The organism is Pseudomonas agarici (assembly GCF_001543125.1).
In the GTDB taxonomy this organism is placed as follows: domain Bacteria; phylum Pseudomonadota; class Gammaproteobacteria; order Pseudomonadales; family Pseudomonadaceae; genus Aquipseudomonas; species Aquipseudomonas agarici.
In genome coordinates this window covers 3,586,212-3,608,994 of sequence record NZ_CP014135.1, presented here as the reverse complement: position 1 = coordinate 3,608,994, position 22,783 = coordinate 3,586,212, and the positions used below count along the sequence as shown (strand labels likewise).

Below are 22,783 nucleotides of genomic sequence, written 5' to 3'. Positions count from 1 at the left end.
TCGGTCAAAACGTTTGGCTGAAGATTGAGTGCTTGTGGCAATCGTCCCGTGCGTTGGCCAGAGCACCAGCCAAGTGTTCACCTCTCTACCTATCGGGTGCAGCGATCAATCACAGAAAAATCAGGGGACGAGAAGTGAGGTCCCGTAAGCGCGACTGCATGGCCTTCCCCGCAGGCAGGTTCGCGCAATTGGCAAGATGAGTGTCTAACTCACCACACCAGGGTCTCGCATGCGTGATGCGTGCCAATACGATTAAAGCGATTTTCAAAATCTCGGAGCGAACCGCCTCTCATGCCATCAAGATGAAAATCATAGCCGCAATACATGAGAGGGCCGCTTCAGCATAGAGATAAGTTACATGAATCGTTGGCAGGCATCGGAAAACGCCGGCGGGATGCGGCATGTCTTTCTGTCTTTATTTTTAAATACAACTACTTGCCAGCCGCTGGCATGAATTTCATCTCGACCTTTAAGAAAAAATTGGAAATTCAGTTTTACAGACAATCTTCGTAGCTCCGAAAAATGCAAACGAACGATTATGTCGTCATATAGAAAAAATGGAATGGAGAAGTCACAATGGGCGGACTTAGTACTGAAAATATAGTTTGCCCCGTGATTTACTAAGAAGTCATTAGCCTGTACTTTCAACCAAAGCTCACGTGCGACCCCTTGAAGTTTGAAATAATTCAAAAAATAGAAATTCCCCATCGCATTGGTGTCACCCATAGTAATAGTGTACTCATAATCAAAATAATTCATAGTTGCTCCTCTGTTAGCGGCCGAAGCCCCTGGCATACAATATCTTCATTCTCGCTAACCCTGGAAAGAATAGCATCTACATCAATCGAGGACATTGCTCTGCGGTAAGAGTGAGTGCCAATGATAGGGTACGGTTTTACTTTTATCGATGTTCTCAGCATAGACTCAATAGTTCCCAACTGCTTTCTAACGTCGCTATACAAGGCAAACCATCCCTTTCTAAATTCGCTAAATTCCATATCGTTGACTTGCGGGATAAATTCTTTTAAAACTCGCCGACAATGCTCAATAGATAGAACCTTTCGCTTTGTTCTTAAAGTAATATCCTCAGCGGACATTGTGTTAAAAGTTTCTGGGTTGTCTGGATCTTTTAAATGGGTCACATCCAACGCCAGACTAAAGAAGCAGTGTTCAAAATCTATAACTCTTAAGCTCTGAATGCCCGCCTTCTCCTCTATAATTATATTCCTTGGTCGAAAGTCGGCATTGGCAAAAATATAAGCCATGGCAAAATGCCAGCCAAGCTCGGGCAGAAATTTTCTGGCATGCTGTTTTTCCCACTTGGCGCCAGATACTGCAGACGTTATCAGTAGCGGTTCGCGCTCTTTTATTATGTGGGCCTTGCAGCTCGACAATCCGACTAAGCCATGTATGTCATACGCGAGCTTTTCAGTACTTGCCGATCCTTTTTGTGAAAATCGCTTCACATAATGAACGGTTAAATCACCGGTAGGGCTGGAACTTCTCAGCTCTAGCTTTCCGACGATGTTATATCGACCAAGGCAGTTGTCCTGAAGCGTAAAAAGGCTTTGAATATAGTGATGGGTGTTATCTAGGGTTAATCGCTTGCCTTTGTGTAGCAGAAGACGCCCGCTGTCGATATCAAGCCAGGCCAAGTCCGATATATTCGAAATACTTGGATGCGTAGATGAATTATTTCCATCGATTAACAATGCTTTCATTCCAACGCTGATAGGGGCAAGACAGTCATTTACTGCTGAATCGCCAATAAAAGTACATTTTTCTGGTTTGACTTTTAGTGCCTTGCAAGTCATCTCGTAGATTGCAGGGTTTGGTTTTGCAATAGCGCAGTCACATGAGAACATCATGACGTCAAAAAACTTATTTAAGGAGAATTTATAGACAGGCTCCTTAAAGGGACTGGCCAAGTTTGACACTAATCCTAAACGATATCCACGAGCTTTTAAAAATGATAATATTCCGAGGGCACTATCAAAAACACTAATTGACTCCAAATGCTTGTCAAGTATGTGCGCGCAGGCTAGCTGATAGTTGTTTTTCTTTTGTATAGGGATGTTCAGTAAATTTAGAAGATCGTAAAAAATTTCTTTTTTGTCAACACTCAAGCAATAGAGCTCGCGCCGAAGAATGTTTGCAGCAACGATTCCTCTTGGTGCTTCCAGTAATTCACTTACCTCTCTTACTAAAGATGAACTGCTGAATTTTAATAAAGTCCCATACAGATCAAACAGCAACACCTTTGCTTTCTTCATATACCAACCTCCATGTTGTCGTGAAAGCTTGCCGGCCTGTTTTTGCACGATAGTTCAGATAGCAAATTTGCAAATATTGTTTCGCGATAAACTCAGAGGTGGCTATATCGGAAATGCTCTTAACACTCACGGGTGTGTTCAAAACACCCTGAAGTATCAATGTACTATCTGGCGATTAGGTCTGTGTGACACGGTCCGGGTGTTTGAGTAATCACTCTGAGCAGTGCAGTGATATTTTCGCAAATCCACGTTGAGGTGTTGTGGTCAACTGATTCCGGACACCTCGATCGGTAATTTTGCTGCCATCGTCTGTTCGTAAACGGTCGGTGGCAGACGGCGAGCGTGCCTTCCTTGCCGCTGAGCTTGGTGTACTTCAAGCGGCCAGGTCTTTACGCCATTGGATTTGACGAAAAGGTACTTGCCGCTGCCGTCGAATAGTTTTTAGGCGCGCTCGCGGGTTTTGGTTGTGCGGCATTGCAGGCCGCTGAGGGGGATCGCAAGACGTGGCTTTGGGGGACGCGCTCCTGACCGGGAAAATACCTTCGGAGAAGAGGAATTTTGTTGGATCTCGACGGAGGGGTCTGGAATGAAAAGGCCAGAAGGCGGATTTTTCGGGGGACCAGAGATTTTGCAAGCCTTCTCTGGAGCCTTGTATGGTGCGGCACCAAGAGTCGAATCAAATCTTAAGATATTGATAATATTGAAATTTCCAAAAATAAAAATAAGTTCTATCCCTAAGGCTACCCTTTATCCGCTTAAGCTTATGTTATGAAGCTTTTTCCTTGCGCGATCCTGATAAAAAAAGAGAGTTTAGCAAAGTCTTATTTTTATGTTGTATTTGCAGAAACGCTGCTGATCGTTAGGTTTAAATTTTTGCCTATGTTCATGTTGGTTGATGTGCGCCAGATGTACTAAATTTAGAAGGGTGTTATTGTTCGGTAATTAGTATTTGTTCGAGTTGGCGTATTAAACGCTCTGATAAACTTCCGCTAGCCTTGCAAAGACCAGTTACGCTTATAGAGATTTTTCCTTTGTGAGATCCTTGAAAAATTTCATAACTGGCGGAGTCAACAGTGTATTTAATTCCTTTTAATACTTCTAGGTAGTCTAAAGAAATTCCTTCTTTCGACATGAACTCCATACGTGTCAGGAGCTTAAGCTCCGGCATGGATCCAGAAATTTTCGAGTTGGTTAGCCTATGGGAGTCTACAGAATCAAGAATCCTATCAATATGACGTGGCGTTAGCGAAATAAGTTCGCAAGTGAAACCATAGCCCATAATCTTCTCTAACGCGTTAAAAAGTGGCCTTGTACTCCTCAGTGGCTCTTTGAGGCGCAGGATTGTTCTATGTCCCCTAAGTATTGCCACATCCTGACGATTAATAGTTCGTACAACCTGAGAGTTTAACTCTCCATTTTCATCGATGAATGGAACCGCGATCGACGACTGCCACAAGAAGCTAAATTCGCTTGCTTGTCTATCTATCTGCTGAAAACCTGAGTCCATCCCGTCTGAATAATAGCTTTCCGACATCTTTGTATAAAGCTGATCCAAATTTATGGGTAAGGTTATGGCGTACCATTTGTATCGTTCTATCACGCTAGATGCTCCCGTTGATAAAGTCATTTTTTAGTGAAGCGCTTAATTCCCGGGCTCTTTCCTCAATGACTACTGAGATTTCTTCTAGTTCTTTCATGACGGGAGGACGCCTTTTTCCAAGACGACCATTCTGATATGGATACACACCCTTTAATAGAAAGGAAAATCCAGTACAATCTCGTGGGTCAGAAAAAACTGCCTCGATATCGTACACATCACCGTTACCTACTGTTTTTGTCGCGGTCCAACCTGCTTTTATTATGTAGTATTCATTTTCATCTGTGAGGGAAAGAAGAAATTTTGATCTTGTGACGCCATTACCTCTTAAGAAAACACGTTCAACATGTGTTTCGTCGGCATCGCTAGATAGCTCTTCCTCAGAATCTGACTTGTTTGGTTTTGGTTTGAAAGCATAGATGTCAGATACGTCTCTCCGGGAAAAGCCTTGAAGCCCATTTATAAGTTCATAAAAGAATTTTGTTCGAAGTCCAGGCGTTAAAACGTCAAAAAGTGAAATATTAACTTTTTCTATGCCTCCTTCGACTGTAGAATCCAATTTGTGTACGAGTTTCTCACGAAGATTATTCATGAACTCGCTATCAGTATTCCGAATTCGGTATCCAGTAGCGGTTTTCAGTAGTTCGATTTCTCCCGTTCTATGTTGTAGTTGAGAGAACTCGGATTTTTTATAATCTATTGTAGTGTAGGAAGCATGAATTATAAAATTTTGCTCATTTCGGGTAGCGGAAATCGTGTCGCTTCCTAGGCGTGCAGCATGTTTGATTTCATCTAAAATGCTTTGGACATCATCAGTTTTTATGTCGCCGCAGACGTCCATGGAGGCGGTTCTTTCCCTCCACGCTCTTACTCCTAAACGCTGTGCGATTGTTCTATGATCGTAATAGTCATGAGGAAGTCTGGAGAAGTACTCTGCGAGCTTCTCTCGCGAAGTCTTTCGCGACACAATAGTGTTACGTTTTTCAAAAAGTGCTGAAAGAGTAGTGTTGTCGACCTTGTGTTGGATAAGGGCTTCGAAAATATTTTTGTCTGATGCGAATTGTAACGATGGACCGTGACGCATATTTATTCTCTCCAACCCATGTCGCCTGGATTATATGTGTCTGTCACCGTTGTAATGGTGTCGATTGATATTTCATCTAGGATGGCCTCACGTATGGGATCAAATCCCCAAGCCTGTACGTAGCGTTTTTTAGCCAATTCGAAATTGCTTTTCATGAGCTTGTTGGGTGAGAGCGTAGTGGTTCGTACTCTAATTGAATTATCGGCATCCAGGATTTGATATCTAGATAGTGTATCTAGTAAATAGGTGAATTCCTCAACGCTATCACCTTGGCGATTGTAATAAATTACGTAGCCAGCTTTGGTTTTTTGCGTTTCTCTGTGGCGGATTATTAGGTATGGGCTTGTCAGCGCTTCGATAGTAGCCGGCTGACCCCATACGTCTCCAATTCGGTGAGACATTACTAAATCTGGATAATAGAACGTATAGTCATCGGATATGAGCTTTGACATGCGCTGTCGAATAATATCATTTCCAATGCTATATAACCTTTGGATGTCGTCAGGCCCAAGGTAATGCATGTATACGTTTGCGGCGATTGGCATGCTCTCGAAATTAATGATGTCAATGACTTCGGAGAATTTTTTCTGATAGCCGTGATCGTGGTTGTGTATAAATAGTAGACCGCGCACCTCATAAGAGGAGCTGGTGTCGACGGAGAAAATACTTCTCCATACATCCGAATTTCTAGCGCAGTCAGTAGCCATTGCCAGTGACTTAAAGGCTTCTCTAAGCTTACTTTGGTTTATAGCGTCTTTCGAATAGCTTTTAAGGTCTGTGTGTAAATAAATAGTGTTTCCCAGATATGGATCGTCGTATGAAAAAACGACATCACCTGGGTGTGTTAGTTTTGGCTTTCCTCCGCTCCCTACATGTTCGCTATTATGGCAATCAAAGTTTTCGTCACGCTTTGGGTGCCATTCCCAAAAAAAATGTTCAAAAATATCTTCGGAAAGTTTTTGCGAAATCTCTCCTATGTTTACAGTTTCAGCCATAATCATCTCCAAGATGAAAATATTCACCACGAGTGGCGCTACAACGATATAGCGCTTGTTGCGTCACAAAGGAAAATCAGTTTGTTAGCAGTTATAGTGTGTGCTGTCTGTGCTTCATGACATTTCACAGTCCGAAAAATTAGTCACTTTTCTAGCTTTTTTCCTCTTTTTTGAAATAGCTCAGAAATCACAAGTATTCCATATTTTCCTCTCATTCTAGAAACAAAAAGAGGCTCAGCATCTTCTGCAAAGCCAAGCAGGCCTTGAAGTCGCATAGTTTCTTCGTCGGATAAGCGTCCGCAGGAGTAATGATGAATCATTGTGCTGATTAATCGCTTTCGATCACGCCCCAATGACACTCTTCCGTCATTGTCCAATACGAGACCGGTAATCCGGCGCTGGTTTTTTTTGGAGACGTGAATGGTTTTTTTGGAATTAAGAGAAAGTACGGGATAAGGTAGCTTTTTTAATACTTGAGATAGAAATGGTTCGATTTCAGAAAAAAGTCCCTTGGTATTGCTAGAAAAGGTTAAATCATCTGCGTATCTGGTAAAGGTTATACCTCGCTCCACGGACCATTCATGTACGATCTGATCAAATAGATACATTATAGTATTTGATAGCACTGGAGAACTGGGCGCGCCAATACTTAAACAAAGACCTGGCAAGTCTTTATGCTTTATGCAGCTAATTCTGGATATGTCTTTAATCGTCTCATCAGATAGCTCATCGCCGAATACGCTTGCGAGATGAGCAGAAATATCTGGTTCTTTAATTGAGCCGAAAAAATTTGTAAAATCGAATTTTGATATGTACTGATTGTTTTTGTGAAGTTCGGCATTCTTTTTGATGCTGGCGCCATCTTTATAGGCGACGGCGCAAGAATGCACTGGTAGCCGGGAGAAAAGCTGAGTCATCAATAAGCGTTGAATATATTTTGTTTCTTTTGCTGGCTGTGCAATTGATCTCTTTCCTCCGTTTTTTTTGTCGATTTCGTATGTCTTGTATGTGTGGGGCGCGCGAATAATAAGCCTGGAGACATCGTTACTTGACACCACCAAAGCGTTAGAAATATTTCCCCTGAAATCATAGACGCTCATTTGTCAGCCCCTAGTTTTGCTTGTTGGATAGCTCGCATACGATTCCTTTCGGTTTTCGTAGAGCTATAATACGCAATGGACTCAGCTCTTATTCGGAGGTGATCTAGTGCGCCATCTGGCTTTAGGGCAAATCTAATTTTATGAAAAGAATCATCCCTAGAAGAAAAGTAGGTTGCGTCGCTGTACCCTATAACTTCTACAAGCCTGAAATGCTTGAGCAAGAATATTTTTCTTCTTAAAGCATCGCGATGAATCACGCGACCGAAGCCGGAAATAGCCTCGATTAACTCACTTTCTTTTAGAGCTACAAACATTTTAATTAGTTCGTAGATTAAAACAACCAAGTGGATTTCGCTGTTAATGTTGAATTTTTGTGTTTTGTTTAGATTAGTCAGTTCGATGTTGATGTCATCAACGACGTCTTCTACCATTTGCTCAGAAATATCGAAGGGTCTAGTTATTTCCCATGGATAACGCTTTACGCCTTTTTCATGATCCCTGGCTATGAATTTCAAAATTCCGAGATTAATGAAGGAATTTTCATCGGCGAATTTTTCAGCAACAATAACGACTAATTTTTTGCTAGAGTCAGGCAGTTGAGAAAAGGCTCCGAGTTCTGCTATAGCGCCGGCGCTCTCAAGAATTATTACTATTAGAGAGCAGATACTCGCTAGATCAGATTCATAGTCCATTAAATTTTTAAATACACCGTCCTCCTGCCAAGATTTGATTTCTTCAGGCCGAAAAATTTCGTAAGGAGGGTATCTGCGAGTAACCGCATGCCGGAGGGATGCAAGCTCAGGATCAGGCGCTTCGGCATGCGCCTTCTCAGGGACAGATCCACCGCAGAGGAGGACAATTGGATTTTTTGAGAACAAAATCTTGCTTTCGACCAAATCGATGTCAGCAAGAATTTTTTGTCGCGGATCCATGCGAAATAGGACTCTTTACCAAGAATCAGCCGCAGAGAAAATTCGCGGACTGGAGGGAGCTTGCGACTGTAGGTCCGCGGATTTTCTCTGCGGAATAAATCCAAGCAATGCATATGAGTCTGGCGAAACGCCCGACTAAGCCTCAGACAAAACGGTCTTTCGACTTTGTTCGCGTAAAGAGGAGCTTTTTTAACCTACCGTGAGCACGTCGTCAAGCGATGAAAGCCCGATGCTTCAGCTGCGAGCATGCTAGAGGCTGAAATCTACGTCACGTCGTTATCTGGCTATCGAAATGGCAACGTTCGAAGCACCTGCCATCTTTTTACGGAAGCGCCGCCAATGAACTTCTCCACCCGTACCGTCGGCTATGGGGTGTTTCTGCCTGGCGCATAGTCAACCCTATGTTTAATGTGGACGCTTGCCTTCGCCTGGACTTTGAGCAGCCAGGATTTACCTAGTCGAAGGGTGAGCAGCTCCATGGTCAGCAGATAATAATAGCGTGTCGACCTAGAGTGCTTGTTCAAGTGTTGATTAACAAACCAGATGAAATGCTTTTGCTGCCAGGTCCATGGATTGTCTCGATGCCAGCGTTCAGAAATCGCCACTTGAATGGCTTGTGCCTGGCGTACATGACGAGCGCGAGTGGTCTTTGACCCGCTCAGAATCCCAGCTAGAAATAGGTCCATATCGAATGGCTTGGTCATGTCCGCCCCCCGATATAGGCGGATACCACGTCGGTACGGCCGTGTCCCAACTCATAACTGATTTGCACGCGCACCTTCTGATCGAGGTGTCGGTCAATCTGGTAGTACTTGCCTCCGTTGATTGGCGCTTGGTGATGAGTGATTTGCTCATATCGTTCACAAGCATAGGCCGCCCGTAATTCGTGGAGACCTTTGAGATTGTGCGTATGGAGGATGTCCCGTACAGGGCGAACGATTCGCTTTTGGAAATCGAGGTAGCTTTCGTAAGGAGCAAGCAAGTTGCGGCTACCCGGTGGGAGAGACCTGCTCAGCGAACCTGAGCGCCTCGCGAATATGTTCATCCACGCTGATCCAGCGAGGCGCTGTTGCACCGCTTCGGCCACCTTTGGTGCCGTCCTGGATGTTGATCTTGTCGTAACGTTTCGCTTCGCGCTGGAGACGTGGCAGATCGGCCAAGATGGCCTCGCGCAAACGCATGCCGGTGGCGCGTGCCAACTGCACGATGGCGGCGGCACGGGGATACTGTTCGCGGAGTGCATCGACGATGCGCATCACGTGTTCGCGATCCTGGCCTTGTGGAACTGTCATGCGGATGGTGGTGCGCTGCATTTCCAACGCCTTGCTCGGACTCGGCACTTTCACGTACTGATCACCGCGAAGCGCCGCCATGGTTCGGTTGACGCTGGACAATCGATTTTGTGCGGTGGCGATGGAGAGGTCGCCGCGATCGACCAAGTGACGCAGATGCGCCGCGTAATCCGCCAAGATCTGGCGATCTACCTGTCGTGCATCGTTGAGTCCTGGTCCATCGTCTGAGCGGCACCAGCGCACGAATGCCTGCCAGCGATCACTGTGCGCTTTAACGGTCCCGTAGTGCCCGCCGCCGAACATGTCTTTCAGTGCTTGCGGCCCGGCATAGCTCAGTTGCCGACCATAGCCAAAATTCCGCCCGTCCCGTTTACCGACCAGCGCCATGATCAAACTCCTCTCGAAGCCAAACCTTTGAAACTTTCCCCACGTCATCCCGCCAAGGATGTTGAGTGTTATCAGGGATCAAGGCCCCTGCGACCTGTGAGGGCTGTCCACTAACGCGGGACTTGCGGCTCCTTACGACCGGGAGCTTGGGCATCTCATGATCTGACCTCCTGAGCACTTCCGAAGAAGTGGGCGGGTGGAGGCTGCACTGGCTGACGAGACCGGCGCCGCGAGATCCTGAGTCGGGTGAAGGCAGTGATGCGATGACCGGGGCATACCTGACTGTCAGTCAGGTGCAGTCCATTCCGTGGGCTGCGGCACCATCATCTGCATTGCTGTTGCTAGTGGCTTCGGTGTTTGTCACGCCGATTGTCACGAGGGGGAATGCCGCAAAGCCTTTTACGAGTTGAGCTGTAGCAGCGTTAGGAGCGCCCGTCTCTTTCCGGGAGAAAGAGACGGGCGCAGGTTGGCGCAAGGAAATGGCCAAGCGGATAGGTTGCTGCAGGGCAGCTATGACAGGGGATAAGTTGCCGCAGTGGGCAAACTGGTAAAAGTAGGCATCCATCACATCGCTGTGACCGTGCGAGCCGCCGGACGCTAATCGCACTTTGGGAGAACCACCACGGTGTGGCGTAGCCTTAAAGGTTCTAGCTACCTGGGTTGCTGTCAACGACAGCGCTTTGCCCGATCTTTTCTACGCCTGTGGATAATTCGGGTCAAGGCTCGAATTATCCGGAGTTCTGCGGCTGTGGATGAAATTATCCACCGGTGGAAATCTGTGGTTTTCCACAGACAGTTGCATAGGCTTTAGATTTTTTAAGTGAGGTCCATCCAAGCAGGGCGGCTTTGCAGCCCTGCTTGGATGGACCCGCGTGGACAAGCGGATCACTGAGATGTGAAGACCGAGCGCTTACTCGGTCTCGCCACGTTTTGCTTTTAGGCGAGTGATGTTCGCTCCGGTCTGGTTCGCGAATTCGTGTGGAGTGACATGCTCCTGCCGGTTGGCCTCCAGATACCGGCTCCACCAGTTCATGATCAGCCTGCGCTCCTCAATGAACTCGGCCTTGTGGATGTAAGCGGCGCGGACGTTGTTGCGCTCCTTGTGGCTCATCTGCCGTTCAATGGCTGTCTCCGACCACAATCCTGACTCGATCAGTGCGCTGCAGGCCATCGAACGAAATCCATGCCCGCAGATATCGGTTTTGGTGTCGTATCCCATCGTCCGTAGTGCGTTGTTCACGGTATTTTCGGACATGGGTTTCCAGGGCTTGGCATCGCCTGCAAACACCAGGTCGAATTTGCCGGTGAGGGAGTAGATCTGTTCAAGCAGGGTCACGGCTTGCGGCGATAAGGGTACAAGGTGGATGTCCCCTGCCATCTTCGTACCCCTTGTGGAAAAGGGTACTCCCTCCAACGCTGGCCGAGTGTCTGGGATTTCCCAGGCGCCGCGCTTGAGGTCGAACTCATTCCAGCGTGCGAAACGCAGCTCGCTGGATCGTACAAACACATGCAGCGACAGCATCACCGTCAGACGGGTAAGTGCCCGGCCTTTATAGGTGTCGATCCGCTCCTGCAGTTCCGGCAGTCGCGATAAGGGTAGAGCAGGGCGATGTACCACCCGCGGAGCTTTGATTGAGCCTTCGAGGTCGTAAGCAGGGTTTACGGTGATAAGCCGGAGGCGTTTTGCCTCGCGCATGATGCTCTGCAGGTAGTTTTGTACCCTTAAAGCTACGTCTATCGTTCCGCGCTTCTTGATCGCTTCCAAGGGCTGCATAAGGTCATGAGTGTCGAGATCAACAATGGCGCTTGCGCCGATCAGCGGGAATACGTGGGTTTTGAGGCGGCTCATCACTGTCTTGGAATGGCCTGGTGCCCACTTGGCCGACATTTCCGTATGCCAGTCGAGCGCAACGCTTTCAAAGGTTCTGCCTTTGATTACGGCTTTCGCCTTGGCTTGGTGCTTGGTCTCTATAGGGTCAACGCCATCCGCCAGCATTCGCTTAACTTCCAAGCGCTTGCGGCGCGCATCGGCGAGGCCAATGACGGGGTAGTTGCCGAACGAGGTCAGTCCTTCGCGTCCGTCAGGTTTGACGTAACGGAGCCGCCAGCCTTTGCGGCCATTGGGCTGGACTAGGAGGTAGAGGCCATCGCCGTCGAAAAGCTTGTAGGCGCGGTCTGTAGGTTTTGCCAAGCGGCAAGCTGCGTCGGAGAGCGGAGCTGTGGTGCGCGACATAAGGGTACTCCCTTTTATCGAAGTGACCTGTATCCCAAACTCTACCCTTAAAACGGTTGGAATCCACCAGTTTCTGACGGAAACCGATGGAACGCCAAAACGAAAAAACCCGCCAGAAGGCGGGTTTTTTCGGGGGTTCCAGAGATTTTGAAAGCCTTCTCTGGAACCTTGTATGGTGCCGGCACCAGGAGTCGAACCCGGGACCTACTGATTACAAGTCAGTTGCTCTACCAACTGAGCTATACCGGCGTGTTAGGGCGACGATTATAGCGATTGGCAAGGTTCTGTAAACCCCTGATATCTGACTATTTTTGCGAGACTGACATTCTCCCGTCCGCTCCTTGTCGACAACCCTGGGCTGGGTTCTCCTGGGTCGAGCGCACCGCGTCGATCACCGTCAGCAAGCGCCGCGCCATTTGAGTCGCCTGTTCCGCCGACACTACGTTGGTAAAACCCATCAACAATCCACCTTCTTTCCCGGCGCTCAATTGCCAGCGCGACAGGGGTTCGACGGCCAGGCCCTGCGCCCGCGCCTGCTCGGCTATGCGGGTGTCGGACACGTCGATCAGGACTCGCACCACCAAGTTGATGCCACCGGCCTGTGGATCAACCCTCAGGATGCCGCCGCAGATTTCTTCCAGCGCCTTGACCAGTAACGGCCGGCGCACGCTGTACAGTTGTCGCATTTTCTTTAAATGGCGGGTGAAGTGGCCCTGGCTCAGGAAGTCGCTGACCGTCGCCTGCAACAACTCCGGACAGCGGTTGCGCAGCCCTCGGCACACGTGTTCAACATGCTCGACCTGTCCTCGGGGAACTACCAGGTACGCCAGTCGCAATCCGGGAAACAGCATCTTGCTGAAGGTCCCGGCGTACAGCACGCGGTCGTGCCGGTCCTGGCTCTTCAATGCTGGCAGGGGGCAACCGCGATAGCGGAACTCGCTGTCGTAGTCGTCTTCGAGGATCCAACTGGAGTGTTGTTGCGCCCAGGCGAGTAGCGTTTGTCGCCGCTCCGGGCTCAGGGCCACGCCCAGCGGGCTCTGGTGGGCCGGGGTGACCACCGCCAGGCGGGCCAGCGGGTTCTGCTGGATGGCCCGTTCGACCTGCAAGCCATCGCCATCCACCGGTACCGGGGTCAGGCTTACGCCGCGATTGAGCAGCATCTTGCGCGCATGCAGGTAGCCGGGGTCCTCGAACCAGCAGTCCTGGCCAGTCATGTCCAGGCTTTCGCAGACGAGTTCGAGCACGGCGTTGTAGCCGGCACAGATAAACACCTGGTCCGGTGTGCACTGTAGGCCCCGGTACAACCCCAGGTACGTGGCGATAGCCGAGCGCAGGGGCGCATAGCCGCGTGGATCGCTGAAGCTCAGGCTGGCGGTATCGGTTTGTCGGGCGCGCTGGGTAATGAGTCGGGCCCAGAGTTTGCGCGGAAAGGCATCCAGTGCCGGCATACCCAGTTGCAGGGGCAGCAATGGGTCTTGTGCGCTCGGCGTGGGGGTGGAGTTGCCACGAGCCGCAGTGGTTGCCAGGTCAAGGGCGATGATGGTCCCGGCCTGTCCGCGTGCGGTCAGGTAGCCTTCGCTGATGAGCATTTCATAGGCCGCTTCGACGGTGCCTCGGGCCAGGTTCAGCTCGGTTGCCAGGGCGCGCAGCGAGGGCACGCGGTCGCCCGGCTTCAGTTGGCCGTCGTCGATAGCACCGCGAATGCGTCGATAGACCAGCAGGTACTTGGGCAGGCCCGGTGCGGCGGTGGGGTGGGCAATGGGCATAGCGTTTCCCGTGGTCATGCGCGGCGCTCGAGTTTAAGCTGATGGGGTGGTGGATTCAGCAGGGGTCATGTCCCAAGCGGCTTGCTCGATCTTGGCCCTGTCGTGCGGTTTCAGCGCAAAGCACACTGCGGGCCGTTACTTTACCCACTTCATAGGGGAGCCGACCATGACTCAACGTCTCAATTATTTCGACGCCGCGCCTCGGGGCTACATAGCGCTGGGCGGGGTAAAGACCTACGTGCAGGGCTGCGGCCTGCCGCCGGGTGCGCGCGGGCATGAGGAGGCGTCCAATGGACAATAATCTCGAGTATGCCTTGATCGAAAGCGAAGCCAGTTGCCGTGAGTGTTTTGCGGTCATGCGCGAGTTACGCCCACATCTGACGGATGAACGGTCCTTTGTCGAACAGGTCCTTCGTCAGGCCGCGCAGGGGTATCGATTGCTGGCGGTGCGCGAGCACGGCCAGGTCATCGGCCTGGCGGGCTTTCGGGTGACGGAGAACTTTCTCTATGGACGCTTCGTCTATGTCGATGATCTGGTAGTGATGGCCTCGCAGCAACGTCGCAAGTTAGGGGCTGAATTGCTGGGGTGGGTCCGCCAGTACACCCGAGAACTGGGATATCGCCATCTGGTGCTCGACACCGGCCTGCATATGCAATTGGCGCAGCGCTTCTATTTCCGTCAAGGGATGTTGGCCAAGGGCATGCATTTCTTCCAGGATTTGGGTACGGGGCCGACGGAGTGAATGGCACCCTGGTGCTGAACCTCGAGCCGAATGGCAAGGCTTCTAGGGTTATCAGTTAGCTGTCGAGGCGCTACCGGCCCCCACGCGCAGGAAAAGCAGCGCATTATGCCTATTGGCTAGAATGCTTATGCACAAGTGGTTGGTCGTGGGTGGACGGAGGGCGCCAATTTGCGGACTCATTCTCATCACTGTGTAACTACATGTTTCTTCGGTGTTTTATTTTATGAACAAAAAATGACCAGGTAGGCTTTTGCACTGTAGCCTTTGTTTTTAGCGGTTGTCTATTAAAAATATCAACAGAGTTATCCACAGATTGCGCGATGTGATGTGACAGTTAGTCGCGCTCTGCCAACAGCATCAGGTTGCGGGGTGTCAGCGGGCTTTCGCAGAACTGGCCGAGACGAACGCGGTAGCCCTGTTCTTCGAGGAACAGCGCGTGGTCGAGCACCAGCCAGAGTTCCAATGGACGGCGGAACAGGTTGCGCGGCAGTTCCAGGTTGCGAACCTCAGCCAGACGTTGCCAGCCTGCTGCTTCCAGCTCAGCCCAGTCCTGTTCCCCCACGGCGGGAAGCTCCTTGAGCGCGGCCAGGTCTCGGCAATAGTCGGCGAAGGGTTTGTCGAGCCAGGCGCTGGGCAGCGACGGGCTGGGCAGGTAGTGGTCACTCTGGAGGAGCTGGCGTTGCAATAGATCGAAGGCCAGACGCCGAGCCATGGAGGTGTCGCGCTGACGCCGTATCCGGGCGCCGGCGGTCACGGTTTCGCTCAGCGGCAGGGCGAGGTCGGCCAGTGACAGGCGCAGCTCGGAAGCCCGTGCAGCGGCGGACAAGGGGCGGTAGTGGTCGCCGCCGGTACGATTGTAGCAGCACGGCGCGATTGCCAGTTGCTGGCAGCCAGCCTCGCTCGCGAGTTGCAGCAGGCGCACGTGCAGGTCGCCGCAGGCGTGGAGGGCGACCGGTGTATGGTCGGCGTTCAGGCGTGAACCGGTATCAGCCGCCATGACGTCTAGCAGAACGTGGTGGGCGGGCAGGTGATGGTGGCGGCTCAGTTGTTCGCCGCTGGCAACCAGGGCCGGATCGTACTCCAGGCAGGTCAGTCGCTGGCCGGGTTGCATCAGGCGGCGGCCAAGATGACCCTTGCCTGAGCACCAGTCGAGCCAGTGGGTGGGTGAGCGGGCAAAGTCCAGGCAACTGGCGAAGGCTTCGATCTGCTGCCATTTGCGTCCGGGGACCTCGACGTTCAGGCGCTGATTGGCGGGCGCCAGCGGGGTTTTGCCGAGGGTTCCGATGGCGACCAGTGTCCCGGATGCGCTCGCCAGGGTGGGAAATGGCCCCGGCGCCGCGAGCTGTTGCGGGTGGTTATGGCTGGTTTCGGCGTCGTCGAGATTGCGTTGGCGTAGCCAGGCGGCGAGTTCCGGGTGTTGGGTTTCCCACGGTAGCTGCAGGTGGGTGAAGGGGCGTGGACGCCAGAGATACTGGTGGGCAGTCAGGAACGCATCCAGGGCCTTGAAGCGGGTTTGGAGTGCGGGGCCTTGAAGGATGGCGGGCATGCTGGGTTCCGGGATGGCGGGCGCAAGGGAGTTTAAGTCGCCTGCGCCCACCAAGTCACCGTCCCTGGCAGGCGTCGACCCGCATCAGGCGTTCTAACTGCTTGAACGCCTGCACCAGCAGGAATGAGATCACCAGGTAGAACAGCCCGGCGGTGAAGAACATATCCACCGTCAGGTAGTTGCGTGCAATGATGGTTCGGGTCATGCCGGTCAGCTCCAGCAGGGTCACGGTACTCGCCAGCGAACTGGCCTTGAGCATCAGGATCACTTCATTACTGTAGGCCGGTAAACCGATCCGCGCCGCGCGCGGCAGGATGATGTAGAACAATGCCTTGGGCCGCGACATGCCCAGCGCCCGAGCGGCTTCGATTTCGCCCGGCGGGATGGCCTGGATGGCTCCACGGAGGATTTCGGCGATGTACGCGGTAGTGTGCAGGGTCATGGTCGCTGTGGCGCACCAGAACGGATCGCGCAGGTAGGGCCACATGAAACTCTCGCGAATCGAGTCGAACTGCGCCAGGCCGTAATACACCAGGAACAACTGGACCAGCAGCGGGGTGCCGCGAAAGAAGAAAATGTAGCCGTAGGGCAACGCCCGCACGAACCACAGCTTGGAGGCCCGGGCGATACCCAGCGGCACGGCCAGGATCAGCCCCAGCACGACGGCGATGCCTACCAGCTCCAGGGTCAACAGCGCACCCTGGAGGAACTTCGGCAGCCACTTGATGATGACTTCCCATTCCATTATGTGGTCCTCACAAAACCGCGCGCGGCGCGTTTTTCCAGGAAGTGCATACCGATCATGGCCAAGATGGTCAGGCCCAGGTACATGAAGGCTGCTGTCAGGTAGAAGGTGAAGGGCAATCGAGTAAACTGCACGGCGTTTTGCGCCTGACGCATGATTTCTTCCAGGCTGATGACCGAGACCAGCGCAGTGTCCTTCATCAAGATCATGAACAGGTTGCCCAGTCCCGGCAGGGCGATGCGCCACATCTGCGGCAGGATCAGCCGGCTGAAGATCCGCGCTTTGGACATGCCCAGCGCGACGCCGGCTTCGCGGTGGCCCTTGGGGATCGCCAGGATCGCGCCACGAAATACCTCCGTGGCGTAGGCGCCGAAGCACAGCCCCAGGGCGATGACCCCGGCGGCGAATGGGCCCAAGGCCAGTTCGGGATAACCGAAGGTGTCGCCCAGGGCGCTCATCAGGTTGACGGTGCCGTAGTACATCAGCAGCACCCAGAGCAGTTCCGGCACGCCACGGACCAGGGTCGAATAGGTGCCTCCCAGCCATTGCAGGGGTTTGTACGGTGAAGTTTTGGCCAATGCACCGAGCAGCCCGAGCGCCAATCCCAGGCACAGGGCCGAGAGCGCAAGCTTGACGGTCATCAGCGCGCCGGCGGCAAGTGCCGGGCCGAATCCGAAGAGATCAATATTCATGGGCAAGGCGGGCTTGGCTTGGGGACGACCGGCACCTTGCGTCGAGGGCCGGTCGTCGGGTAGGTCAGAGGATGCTGAACGGGAAGTACTTGTCGTTGATCTTCTTGTAAGTACCGTCGGCGATGATTTCCTTCAACGCCTGGTTCAGCCGTTGGCGCAGTGGGTCTTTCTTGCGCACGGCAATCCCGATCTTGTCGCTTTCTTCCACCGGATCGCCCTTGAATTCGTAGTTTTTGCCGGCGGCGCTTTTCAGCCATTCATAGTTGACGTATTTGTCGGCGAGGATGCCGTCCAGGCGACCGGCTTGCAGGTCGAGGTAGGCATTTTCCTGAGTGTCGTACAGTTTGATGGTGATGTCGTCACCGAAGTGGTCCTCCAAGAAGGAGCCGGCCAGGGTCGCGCGCTGGGCGCCGATCACTTTGCCCTTCAGCGAAGCCTTGTCGGTTTTGAAGTCGACGCTTTTCGGCGCGATGAATTGCAGTTTGTTGGAGTAGTACGGATCGGTGAAGTCCACTGCTTGTTTGCGTTCGGCAGTGATCGACATTGAAGAAATCAGGAAGTCGAACTTCTTGGTGTTCAGGGCCGGAATGATGCCGTCCCAGTCGGAGGTCACGACCGTGCATTCGACCTTCATCTTGGCGCACAGGGCCTCGCCGATATCCTTGTCGAAGCCAACGACCTGGCCGCTGGCATCTTTGTTGTTGAACGGCGGGTAGGCGGCCTCGATGCCCATTTTCAGGGGCTCGGCGAAGGCACTGGCGCTGAAGGCCATGGAGACGGCAGCGGCCAGGAGGATTTTCTTGTAGGTCTGCATGCGTATTGCTCCGTTAGCGGTTGCTGGACATGAATTGTTTGCAGCGTGCCGAAAGCGGGTTCTCGAAAACCTGCTGTGGCGTTCCTTGCTCTTCGACCAGGCCCTGGTGCAGGAACACCACTTCGCTGGAAACCTGGCGGGCGAAGCCCATTTCGTGGGTGACCAGCAGCATGGTGCGGCCTTCTTCGGCCAGGGCGCGGATCACATTGAGAACTTCCTGGACCATTTCGGGGTCGAGGGCCGAGGTCGGCTCGTCGAACAGGATGACCTTGGGCTGCATGGCCAGTGTGCGGGCGATGGCCGCGCGCTGTTGCTGGCCGCCGGAAAGCTGGGCGGGGTAGGCATGGCGTTTATCGGCGATACCGACCTTGGCCAACAGGGCCTCGGCGACCTCGATAGCCTCGCGCTTGCTCTGGCCGAGTACCCGGCGCGGCGCTTCGATAATGTTGTCGAGGATGCTCATGTGCGGCCAGAGGTTGAAGTTCTGGAACACAAAGCCGATTTCGCTGCGCAGGCGATTGATCTGCCGACCGTCGGCGGCTATCAGTTCGCCATTTTTTGCGGCTTTGAGCTTGAGTTCTTCACCGTTGATCAGAATCTGGCCCTGGTGTGGGTTTTCCAGCAGGTTAATGCAACGAAGGAACGTGGACTTGCCGGAACCGGAGGAACCGAGGATCGAGATCACATCACCGTCGCGCGCGGTCAGCGAGATCCCTTTGAGGACTTCCAGCTCACCGTAGCGTTTGTGCAAGTTGCGGATTTCAAGGGCGGGCGCGGCCTCAGCCATGTGCGTTCCTCATTGTTCTGTTGCGCTCCTGCTGTTGGCGGCCTTCCTGGTGAGCGCCGGGCTAGTGGCCTGTGTGGTGAGTTCTATGAGTCAATTTCGGCGCCACAAACCCCTGACCGGTGTTGCTGTTCCTCGCCATAGCCCGGCTAGACGGGTCACAGCGCCTTGACCATGGGGGTGTGACATCCGAACTTGAGCTAACGAACTCACCGTACAGGCCACTAGGGTTGGAGGACGGTACCGTGGCAGGTTATCGCATCGACACGGTTGATTGTCGCTCTTATCAACCCCCCAATTCCCGCTTGATCCGTCTTCAGCGCGGCAGTCGCGTCAAAAAAGGCGCGATGTTGCCAGCTTTGGCCGAGTGTTGGAAGGGTAAACCGACTGAGCGGGCATTGGCTCGCCCTAAAATGGGGCGTGACGATGTTTTTTTGCCTGTTTCCGGTGCGGACCGACGAGTCTAAATATGAGTGGCTCGGTAACGTTCTGGCGAATTGCCATTAATCTCAACAACTTGCGGTTTTCCTTCGGCGGGATGTGTAGGCCCCGTGAACCGGGAGCTTGTAACATTTTGGCGCAAATTTTGCGTAAAAAATAAAATACGCCCCCGTTGAGTGCCTTCTACAAGGTTGCCAGTGACGAGGGGTGGAATAAATAGCTCTTCATTGCATAGGTATTCCTCAATGAGCGGTACGCATACTTCCAACGAGCTGGAGCAAGGGCTCAAGCCCCGGCATGTGACGATGTTGTCGATTGCCGGGGTGATCGGTGCTGGGTTGTTCGTCGGCTCCGGACGCGCTATTGCCGAGGCCGGTCCCGCCGTACTGCTGGCATACGCCGCAGCCGGTATGCTGGTGGTACTGGTGATGCGCATGCTGGCCGAAATGGCCGTGGCGTCGCCGGACACCGGTTCCTTCTCGACTTACGCCGACCGCGCCATCGGGCACTGGGCCGGTTTCACCATCGGCTGGCTGTACTGGTGGTTCTGGGTTCTGGTGATCCCGCTGGAGGCCAATGCCGCCGCGACGATTCTGCATGCCTGGTTCCCCAGTGTGGCGATCTGGGCTTTTACCCTGATCATCACCTTGCTGTTGACCGCGACCAATCTGTTCAGCGTGAAGAACTACGGCGAGTTCGAGTTCTGGTTCGCGCTGATCAAGGTGATCGCAATTATCGGCTTCGTGGTGCTCGGTCTGCTGGCGATCTTCGGTCTGTTGCCGACCAGCCAAGTCAGCGGCGTGTCGCATCTGGTGGACACCGTGGGCTTTATGCCCAATGGCCTGGGCGCGGTGCTGGCGGCGATGTTGACCACCATGTTCTCGTTCATGGGTACCGAGATCGTGACTATCGCCGCCGCCGAGTCGAAAGACCCCGGTAAGCAGATCTCCAAGGCCACCAACTCGGTGATCTGGCGGATCGGCCTGTTCTACCTGGTATCGATCTTTATTGTGGTATCGCTGGTGCCGTGGAATGACCCGGCCCTGGCGGCGGTCGGCTCCTACCAGACCGTGCTGGACCGCCTGGGCATTCCCAATGCCAAGCTGATCGTTGACCTGGTGGTGCTGGTGGCGGTGACCAGTTGCCTGAACTCGGCGCTATACACCGCCTCGCGGATGCTCTTCTCTCTGGGACGGCGCGGTGATGCCCCGGCCGTATCCAAGCGCACCAATGCCAGCGGCACACCTTACTGGGCGGTGTTACTGTCAACGGCGGCGGCGTTCCTGGCGGTATTCGCCAACTACGTCGCGCCGGCGGCGGTGTTCGACTTCCTGCTGGCCAGCTCTGGCGCGATTGCCTTGCTGGTGTACTTGGTAATTGCGGTGTCGCAACTGCGCATGCGCCGTCAGCGCATGGCCAAAGGCGAGAAAATCGACTTCAAGATGTGGCTGTTCCCAGGCCTGACCTGGGTGGTGATTGTGTTTATCGTCGCGGTGCTGACGGTGATGCTGGTCCAGCAAGCCCATCGCCTCGAGGTTCTCGCCACCGGTTTGCTCAGTGTACTGGTCGTCGTGGCTGGTCTGCTGGTGGCGCGTCGCCGGCGAATCGAGAACGCCGGGAAGGTGGTATTGAACTAACGGTTGATCGACGGCTTGTGTTTGGCTGAAAAAAGACGGCCGCTGTCAGTGATGATAGTGGCCGTTTTTTTTCAGGACTTCTGCAGGGCGTGCGAAGCGGCGACATAGTCGGCCTGGAATGCCGGGCTCTCGATCCAGGCGAGCGCGGCTTCTTCGCTGGCCTCGGTGGCCCATTGGCGGTATTCGATCAGGGCGGACAGGATAAAGTCCGTCGCCTCCTCCTCGCCCTCCTGCTCCAGTACCAGTTCCAGCAACGGGTCTTCCAGGAAGACAGCGCACATGGCTTGTTGGCTGATAGCTTCGGCGCTGCGCATTCTCTTGAAGAGGTCGGTCAAATCGACCGATGCGAAATCGATCCGATCGTCATCCACTGGCAGCGACTCGGCTGGCTCGCTGGCGCGTCGGGTACGGTTCTGCTTGGCCTTGGCTTTCGCCCGTTGCGCGCGTTTGTGTTGTTTGTCTGGGGATGCCATGGGCTCTGGTGCTTTCGGGAAGAAGTAAGTGGCGGGAATTATCCCTGTGAACTGGCGCAATGCCAAAGCGCATTTTGCTGGACCGCGCAGCTGGCTGGGCCGGTATCAATGGGGAATGCAGTAGCTCATGCCTCAACGTTGGATGATCTGCCCCGGCGTCTGTGCCTTCAGTTCCCCTTTTCTTAGCCAGTGCAACGCAATCGGCCAAAGCTTTTCCTGATACTGGCTACGGAAGAATGCGAAATGCCCCACTTCGGTTTCGGCGATATCTTCAGGGGCGATGCGCAGATGGGTGCGTTCGCTGCCTGTGAAGTAACCCAGGAGCCGCTCTATGGCCGTCACCGTGCCGAAAGGATCGTCTGTCAGGCTGATAGCGAGGATTTTGGCCTGTACCAGAGAAAACGGCAGGGCGGCGACCTTTCGTGCGCTGGGGCGCTTCTCGTAACCTGCTGTCGAGGTGCTCCAGTCCATCACCACGCCAACGGGAGTGTCTTCCAGCCAGCCCAGTCGCTTACCTGGGAAATAGCCGTAGAAGCGGGTCAGCAGCGGCATTAGCAGATGCCATTTGAGGAACATCTTCCAGCGGGAGGCGGGCGCATAATCGCGCCAGTAGGCGAATTGCGCGCCGACGGTCACCAGACGGCGGATCAGGTGCCCCGACGCCGCCAGCCCCACGCCGCAGCCGCCAAAGCTGTGGGCGACGACATCGATTGGCTGGCTGGGGAATTCGCGACTGGCCCGCCGCAGCATGGCTTCGAAATCCAGCGCGCCCCAATCGGTCCACGACGCCTCAAACCCGCGTATCGACGCTGGCCGCGATTCGCCGATGCCGCGATAGTCATAGGTGATCACGTCGAAGTCGTGGGCGAACAGATAGTCGGCAAAACGCGAGTAATAGCGACAGCGCAGCGACGTGGCGGCGCTGATGATGACCACCGGGCGCCCGACTTTGACCTCGCCGTGACGCCAGTTGAAGCCACCCAGTACAAAGCCATCGAGCGCGGACTCGACGAAGGGCACGGCAATACAGTCGGCGGGCGAAAGGACGAGCGGGGACTCGGAGGTGGTCATTGAGCAGGCTCCTTGCGTTTGCAGCGAGACTTGCGAGAGCGCCCCGCTGCCGCTTTTTGTCAGAACCTGACGCTAGCAAATTCCGGACAATAAAGCCCTGTGCCGGGTGGGTTTTTCAGGTTCAGATGACTTTGAGGCCGTGTATTAGTACAAATATTCTGATCGACATAGCATGCGC

General features: G+C 53.4%; 21 protein-coding genes, 1 tRNA gene and 1 pseudogene. 4 read left to right on the top strand and 19 right to left on the bottom strand.

All coding sequences use genetic code 11. From position 1 onward, the window contains the following. Window positions 1–354: 354 nt before the first annotated feature. Both AWM79_RS15835 and AWM79_RS15830 read right to left on the bottom strand, forming a co-directional pair. Window positions 355–759 carry an acyl-CoA thioesterase gene (locus AWM79_RS15835; RefSeq protein WP_060783238.1) on the bottom strand — a complete coding sequence of 135 codons (405 nt, stop codon included), beginning with the start codon at window positions 757–759 and terminating at the stop codon, window positions 355–357. Then, complete coding sequence (locus AWM79_RS15830; RefSeq protein WP_060783237.1) at window positions 756–2,273, bottom strand: HAD family hydrolase; 1,518 nt, start codon at window positions 2,271–2,273, stop codon at window positions 756–758. Before AWM79_RS15830 ends, AWM79_RS15835 begins: the two co-directional genes overlap by 4 nt. Before the next feature lie 586 nt (window positions 2,274–2,859). Between AWM79_RS15830 and AWM79_RS25030 the strand changes: the two genes are divergently transcribed. Next, a complete protein-coding gene (locus AWM79_RS25030) occupies window positions 2,860–3,045 on the top strand; it encodes a hypothetical protein (protein WP_156430115.1) in 186 nt (61 codons plus the stop codon). Between the two features lie 156 nt (window positions 3,046–3,201). On the opposite strand, the gene AWM79_RS15825 is transcribed toward AWM79_RS25030, so the two are convergent. The 10 genes and pseudogenes from AWM79_RS15825 to pdxR all read right to left on the bottom strand — a co-directional run bounded on the left by AWM79_RS15825 (window position 3,202) and on the right by pdxR (window position 13,659). Next, window positions 3,202–3,873 (bottom strand): hypothetical protein, encoded by a 672-nt coding sequence (locus tag AWM79_RS15825; protein WP_060783236.1) that lies wholly within the window; start codon window positions 3,871–3,873, stop codon window positions 3,202–3,204. A gap of 1 nt (window position 3,874) precedes the next feature. Continuing rightward, window positions 3,875–4,954 (bottom strand): hypothetical protein, encoded by a 1,080-nt coding sequence (locus AWM79_RS15820; protein ID WP_060783235.1) that lies wholly within the window; start codon window positions 4,952–4,954, stop codon window positions 3,875–3,877. 2 nt (window positions 4,955–4,956) lie between these two features. Continuing rightward, window positions 4,957–5,949, bottom strand: coding sequence for a PD-(D/E)XK nuclease domain-containing protein (locus AWM79_RS15815; RefSeq protein WP_060783234.1), 993 nt, complete (start codon window positions 5,947–5,949; stop codon window positions 4,957–4,959). Between the two features lie 143 nt (window positions 5,950–6,092). Beyond that, window positions 6,093–7,049 carry a retron St85 family RNA-directed DNA polymerase gene (locus tag AWM79_RS24500; protein ID WP_082712632.1) on the bottom strand — a complete coding sequence of 319 codons (957 nt, stop codon included), beginning with the start codon at window positions 7,047–7,049 and terminating at the stop codon, window positions 6,093–6,095. Next, the gene (locus AWM79_RS15810; RefSeq protein ID WP_060783233.1) at window positions 7,046–7,981 is read right to left on the bottom strand and encodes a retron St85 family effector protein; all 936 of its coding nucleotides are present in this window, start codon (window positions 7,979–7,981) and stop codon (window positions 7,046–7,048) included. Before AWM79_RS15810 ends, AWM79_RS24500 begins: the two co-directional genes overlap by 4 nt. 365 nt (window positions 7,982–8,346) lie before the next feature. Further along, window positions 8,347–8,685 carry a hypothetical protein gene (locus AWM79_RS24495; RefSeq protein ID WP_082712631.1) on the bottom strand — a complete coding sequence of 113 codons (339 nt, stop codon included), beginning with the start codon at window positions 8,683–8,685 and terminating at the stop codon, window positions 8,347–8,349. After that, window positions 8,682–9,660 (bottom strand): annotated as a pseudogene (locus AWM79_RS15805) (integrase domain-containing protein). Before AWM79_RS15805 ends, AWM79_RS24495 begins: the two are co-directional and overlap by 4 nt. Window positions 9,661–10,570: 910 nt before the next feature. Next, complete coding sequence (locus AWM79_RS15795) at window positions 10,571–11,893, bottom strand: tyrosine-type recombinase/integrase (protein WP_060783231.1); 1,323 nt, start codon at window positions 11,891–11,893, stop codon at window positions 10,571–10,573. Window positions 11,894–12,066: 173 nt separating this feature from the next. Further along, window positions 12,067–12,142: transfer RNA gene (locus tag AWM79_RS15790), tRNA-Thr, on the bottom strand. A gap of 56 nt (window positions 12,143–12,198) precedes the next feature. Further along, the gene (gene pdxR / locus AWM79_RS15785) at window positions 12,199–13,659 is read right to left on the bottom strand and encodes a MocR-like pyridoxine biosynthesis transcription factor PdxR (RefSeq protein ID WP_017132618.1); all 1,461 of its coding nucleotides are present in this window, start codon (window positions 13,657–13,659) and stop codon (window positions 12,199–12,201) included. 166 nt (window positions 13,660–13,825) lie between these two features. On the opposite strand from pdxR, the gene AWM79_RS25945 reads away from it, so the two are divergent. Together AWM79_RS25945 and AWM79_RS15775 are read left to right on the top strand one after the other, a co-directional pair. Next, window positions 13,826–13,960 (top strand): hypothetical protein, encoded by a 135-nt coding sequence (locus tag AWM79_RS25945; protein ID WP_256218811.1) that lies wholly within the window; start codon window positions 13,826–13,828, stop codon window positions 13,958–13,960. Further along, complete coding sequence (locus AWM79_RS15775; protein ID WP_017132616.1) at window positions 13,950–14,402, top strand: GNAT family N-acetyltransferase; 453 nt, start codon at window positions 13,950–13,952, stop codon at window positions 14,400–14,402. The genes AWM79_RS25945 and AWM79_RS15775 overlap by 11 nt, the downstream gene beginning before the upstream one ends. 334 nt (window positions 14,403–14,736) lie before the next feature. On the opposite strand, the gene AWM79_RS15770 is transcribed toward AWM79_RS15775, so the two are convergent. The 5 genes from AWM79_RS15770 to AWM79_RS15750 form a co-directional block, all read right to left on the bottom strand. Then, window positions 14,737–15,948, bottom strand: a complete 1,212-nt coding sequence (locus AWM79_RS15770; RefSeq protein WP_060783230.1) for a methyltransferase — start codon at window positions 15,946–15,948, stop codon at window positions 14,737–14,739. A gap of 55 nt (window positions 15,949–16,003) precedes the next feature. Further along, window positions 16,004–16,693, bottom strand: coding sequence for an ABC transporter permease (locus AWM79_RS15765; protein ID WP_017132614.1), 690 nt, complete (start codon window positions 16,691–16,693; stop codon window positions 16,004–16,006). Continuing rightward, on the bottom strand, window positions 16,693–17,385 hold the full coding sequence (locus AWM79_RS15760) for an ABC transporter permease (protein WP_017132613.1): 693 nt from the start codon (window positions 17,383–17,385) through the stop codon (window positions 16,693–16,695). The genes AWM79_RS15765 and AWM79_RS15760 overlap by 1 nt, the downstream gene beginning before the upstream one ends. A gap of 64 nt (window positions 17,386–17,449) precedes the next feature. Next, complete coding sequence (locus AWM79_RS15755) at window positions 17,450–18,199, bottom strand: ABC transporter substrate-binding protein (protein WP_060783229.1); 750 nt, start codon at window positions 18,197–18,199, stop codon at window positions 17,450–17,452. A 13-nt stretch (window positions 18,200–18,212) separates the two neighbouring features. After that, entirely contained in the window at window positions 18,213–18,986 is a 774-nt protein-coding gene (locus AWM79_RS15750) for an ABC transporter ATP-binding protein (protein ID WP_017132611.1), read from the bottom strand. A 683-nt stretch (window positions 18,987–19,669) separates the two neighbouring features. On the opposite strand from AWM79_RS15750, the gene gabP reads away from it, so the two are divergent. Further along, complete coding sequence (gene gabP, locus AWM79_RS15745; RefSeq protein WP_017132610.1) at window positions 19,670–21,061, top strand: GABA permease; 1,392 nt, start codon at window positions 19,670–19,672, stop codon at window positions 21,059–21,061. Between the two features lie 71 nt (window positions 21,062–21,132). On the opposite strand, the gene AWM79_RS15740 is transcribed toward gabP, so the two are convergent. Beyond that, window positions 21,133–21,534, bottom strand: coding sequence for a hypothetical protein (locus AWM79_RS15740; RefSeq protein WP_017132609.1), 402 nt, complete (start codon window positions 21,532–21,534; stop codon window positions 21,133–21,135). 132 nt (window positions 21,535–21,666) lie between these two features. Then, window positions 21,667–22,605: an alpha/beta hydrolase family protein gene (locus AWM79_RS15735; RefSeq protein ID WP_017132608.1), complete on the bottom strand. Its 939-nt coding sequence runs from the start codon at window positions 22,603–22,605 to the stop codon at window positions 21,667–21,669. Window positions 22,606–22,783: the final 178 nt, after the last annotated feature.

Coding starts and splice junctions, on each gene's coding strand:
- AWM79_RS15760 (WP_017132613.1), bottom strand. CDS start 17,385: ATGAATATTGATCTCTTCGGATTCGGCCCGGCACTTGCCGCCGGCGCG.
- AWM79_RS24495 (WP_082712631.1), bottom strand. CDS start 8,685: ATGACCAAGCCATTCGATATGGACCTATTTCTAGCTGGGATTCTGAGC.
- AWM79_RS15810 (WP_060783233.1), bottom strand. CDS start 7,981: ATGGATCCGCGACAAAAAATTCTTGCTGACATCGATTTGGTCGAAAGC.
- gabP (WP_017132610.1), top strand. CDS start 19,670: ATGAGCGGTACGCATACTTCCAACGAGCTGGAGCAAGGGCTCAAGCCC.
- AWM79_RS15750 (WP_017132611.1), bottom strand. CDS start 18,986: ATGGCTGAGGCCGCGCCCGCCCTTGAAATCCGCAACTTGCACAAACGC.
- AWM79_RS15820 (WP_060783235.1), bottom strand. CDS start 4,954: ATGCGTCACGGTCCATCGTTACAATTCGCATCAGACAAAAATATTTTC.
- AWM79_RS15835 (WP_060783238.1), bottom strand. CDS start 759: ATGAATTATTTTGATTATGAGTACACTATTACTATGGGTGACACCAAT.
- AWM79_RS15795 (WP_060783231.1), bottom strand. CDS start 11,893: ATGTCGCGCACCACAGCTCCGCTCTCCGACGCAGCTTGCCGCTTGGCA.
- AWM79_RS24500 (WP_082712632.1), bottom strand. CDS start 7,049: ATGAGCGTCTATGATTTCAGGGGAAATATTTCTAACGCTTTGGTGGTG.
- AWM79_RS15815 (WP_060783234.1), bottom strand. CDS start 5,949: ATGGCTGAAACTGTAAACATAGGAGAGATTTCGCAAAAACTTTCCGAA.
- AWM79_RS15775 (WP_017132616.1), top strand. CDS start 13,950: ATGGACAATAATCTCGAGTATGCCTTGATCGAAAGCGAAGCCAGTTGC.
- AWM79_RS15770 (WP_060783230.1), bottom strand. CDS start 15,948: ATGCCCGCCATCCTTCAAGGCCCCGCACTCCAAACCCGCTTCAAGGCC.
- AWM79_RS15830 (WP_060783237.1), bottom strand. CDS start 2,273: ATGAAGAAAGCAAAGGTGTTGCTGTTTGATCTGTATGGGACTTTATTA.
- AWM79_RS25030 (WP_156430115.1), top strand. CDS start 2,860: ATGAAAAGGCCAGAAGGCGGATTTTTCGGGGGACCAGAGATTTTGCAA.
- AWM79_RS15735 (WP_017132608.1), bottom strand. CDS start 22,605: ATGACCACCTCCGAGTCCCCGCTCGTCCTTTCGCCCGCCGACTGTATT.
- AWM79_RS15765 (WP_017132614.1), bottom strand. CDS start 16,693: ATGGAATGGGAAGTCATCATCAAGTGGCTGCCGAAGTTCCTCCAGGGT.
- AWM79_RS15740 (WP_017132609.1), bottom strand. CDS start 21,534: ATGGCATCCCCAGACAAACAACACAAACGCGCGCAACGGGCGAAAGCC.
- AWM79_RS15755 (WP_060783229.1), bottom strand. CDS start 18,199: ATGCAGACCTACAAGAAAATCCTCCTGGCCGCTGCCGTCTCCATGGCC.
- AWM79_RS25945 (WP_256218811.1), top strand. CDS start 13,826: ATGACTCAACGTCTCAATTATTTCGACGCCGCGCCTCGGGGCTACATA.
- pdxR (WP_017132618.1), bottom strand. CDS start 13,659: ATGCCCATTGCCCACCCCACCGCCGCACCGGGCCTGCCCAAGTACCTG.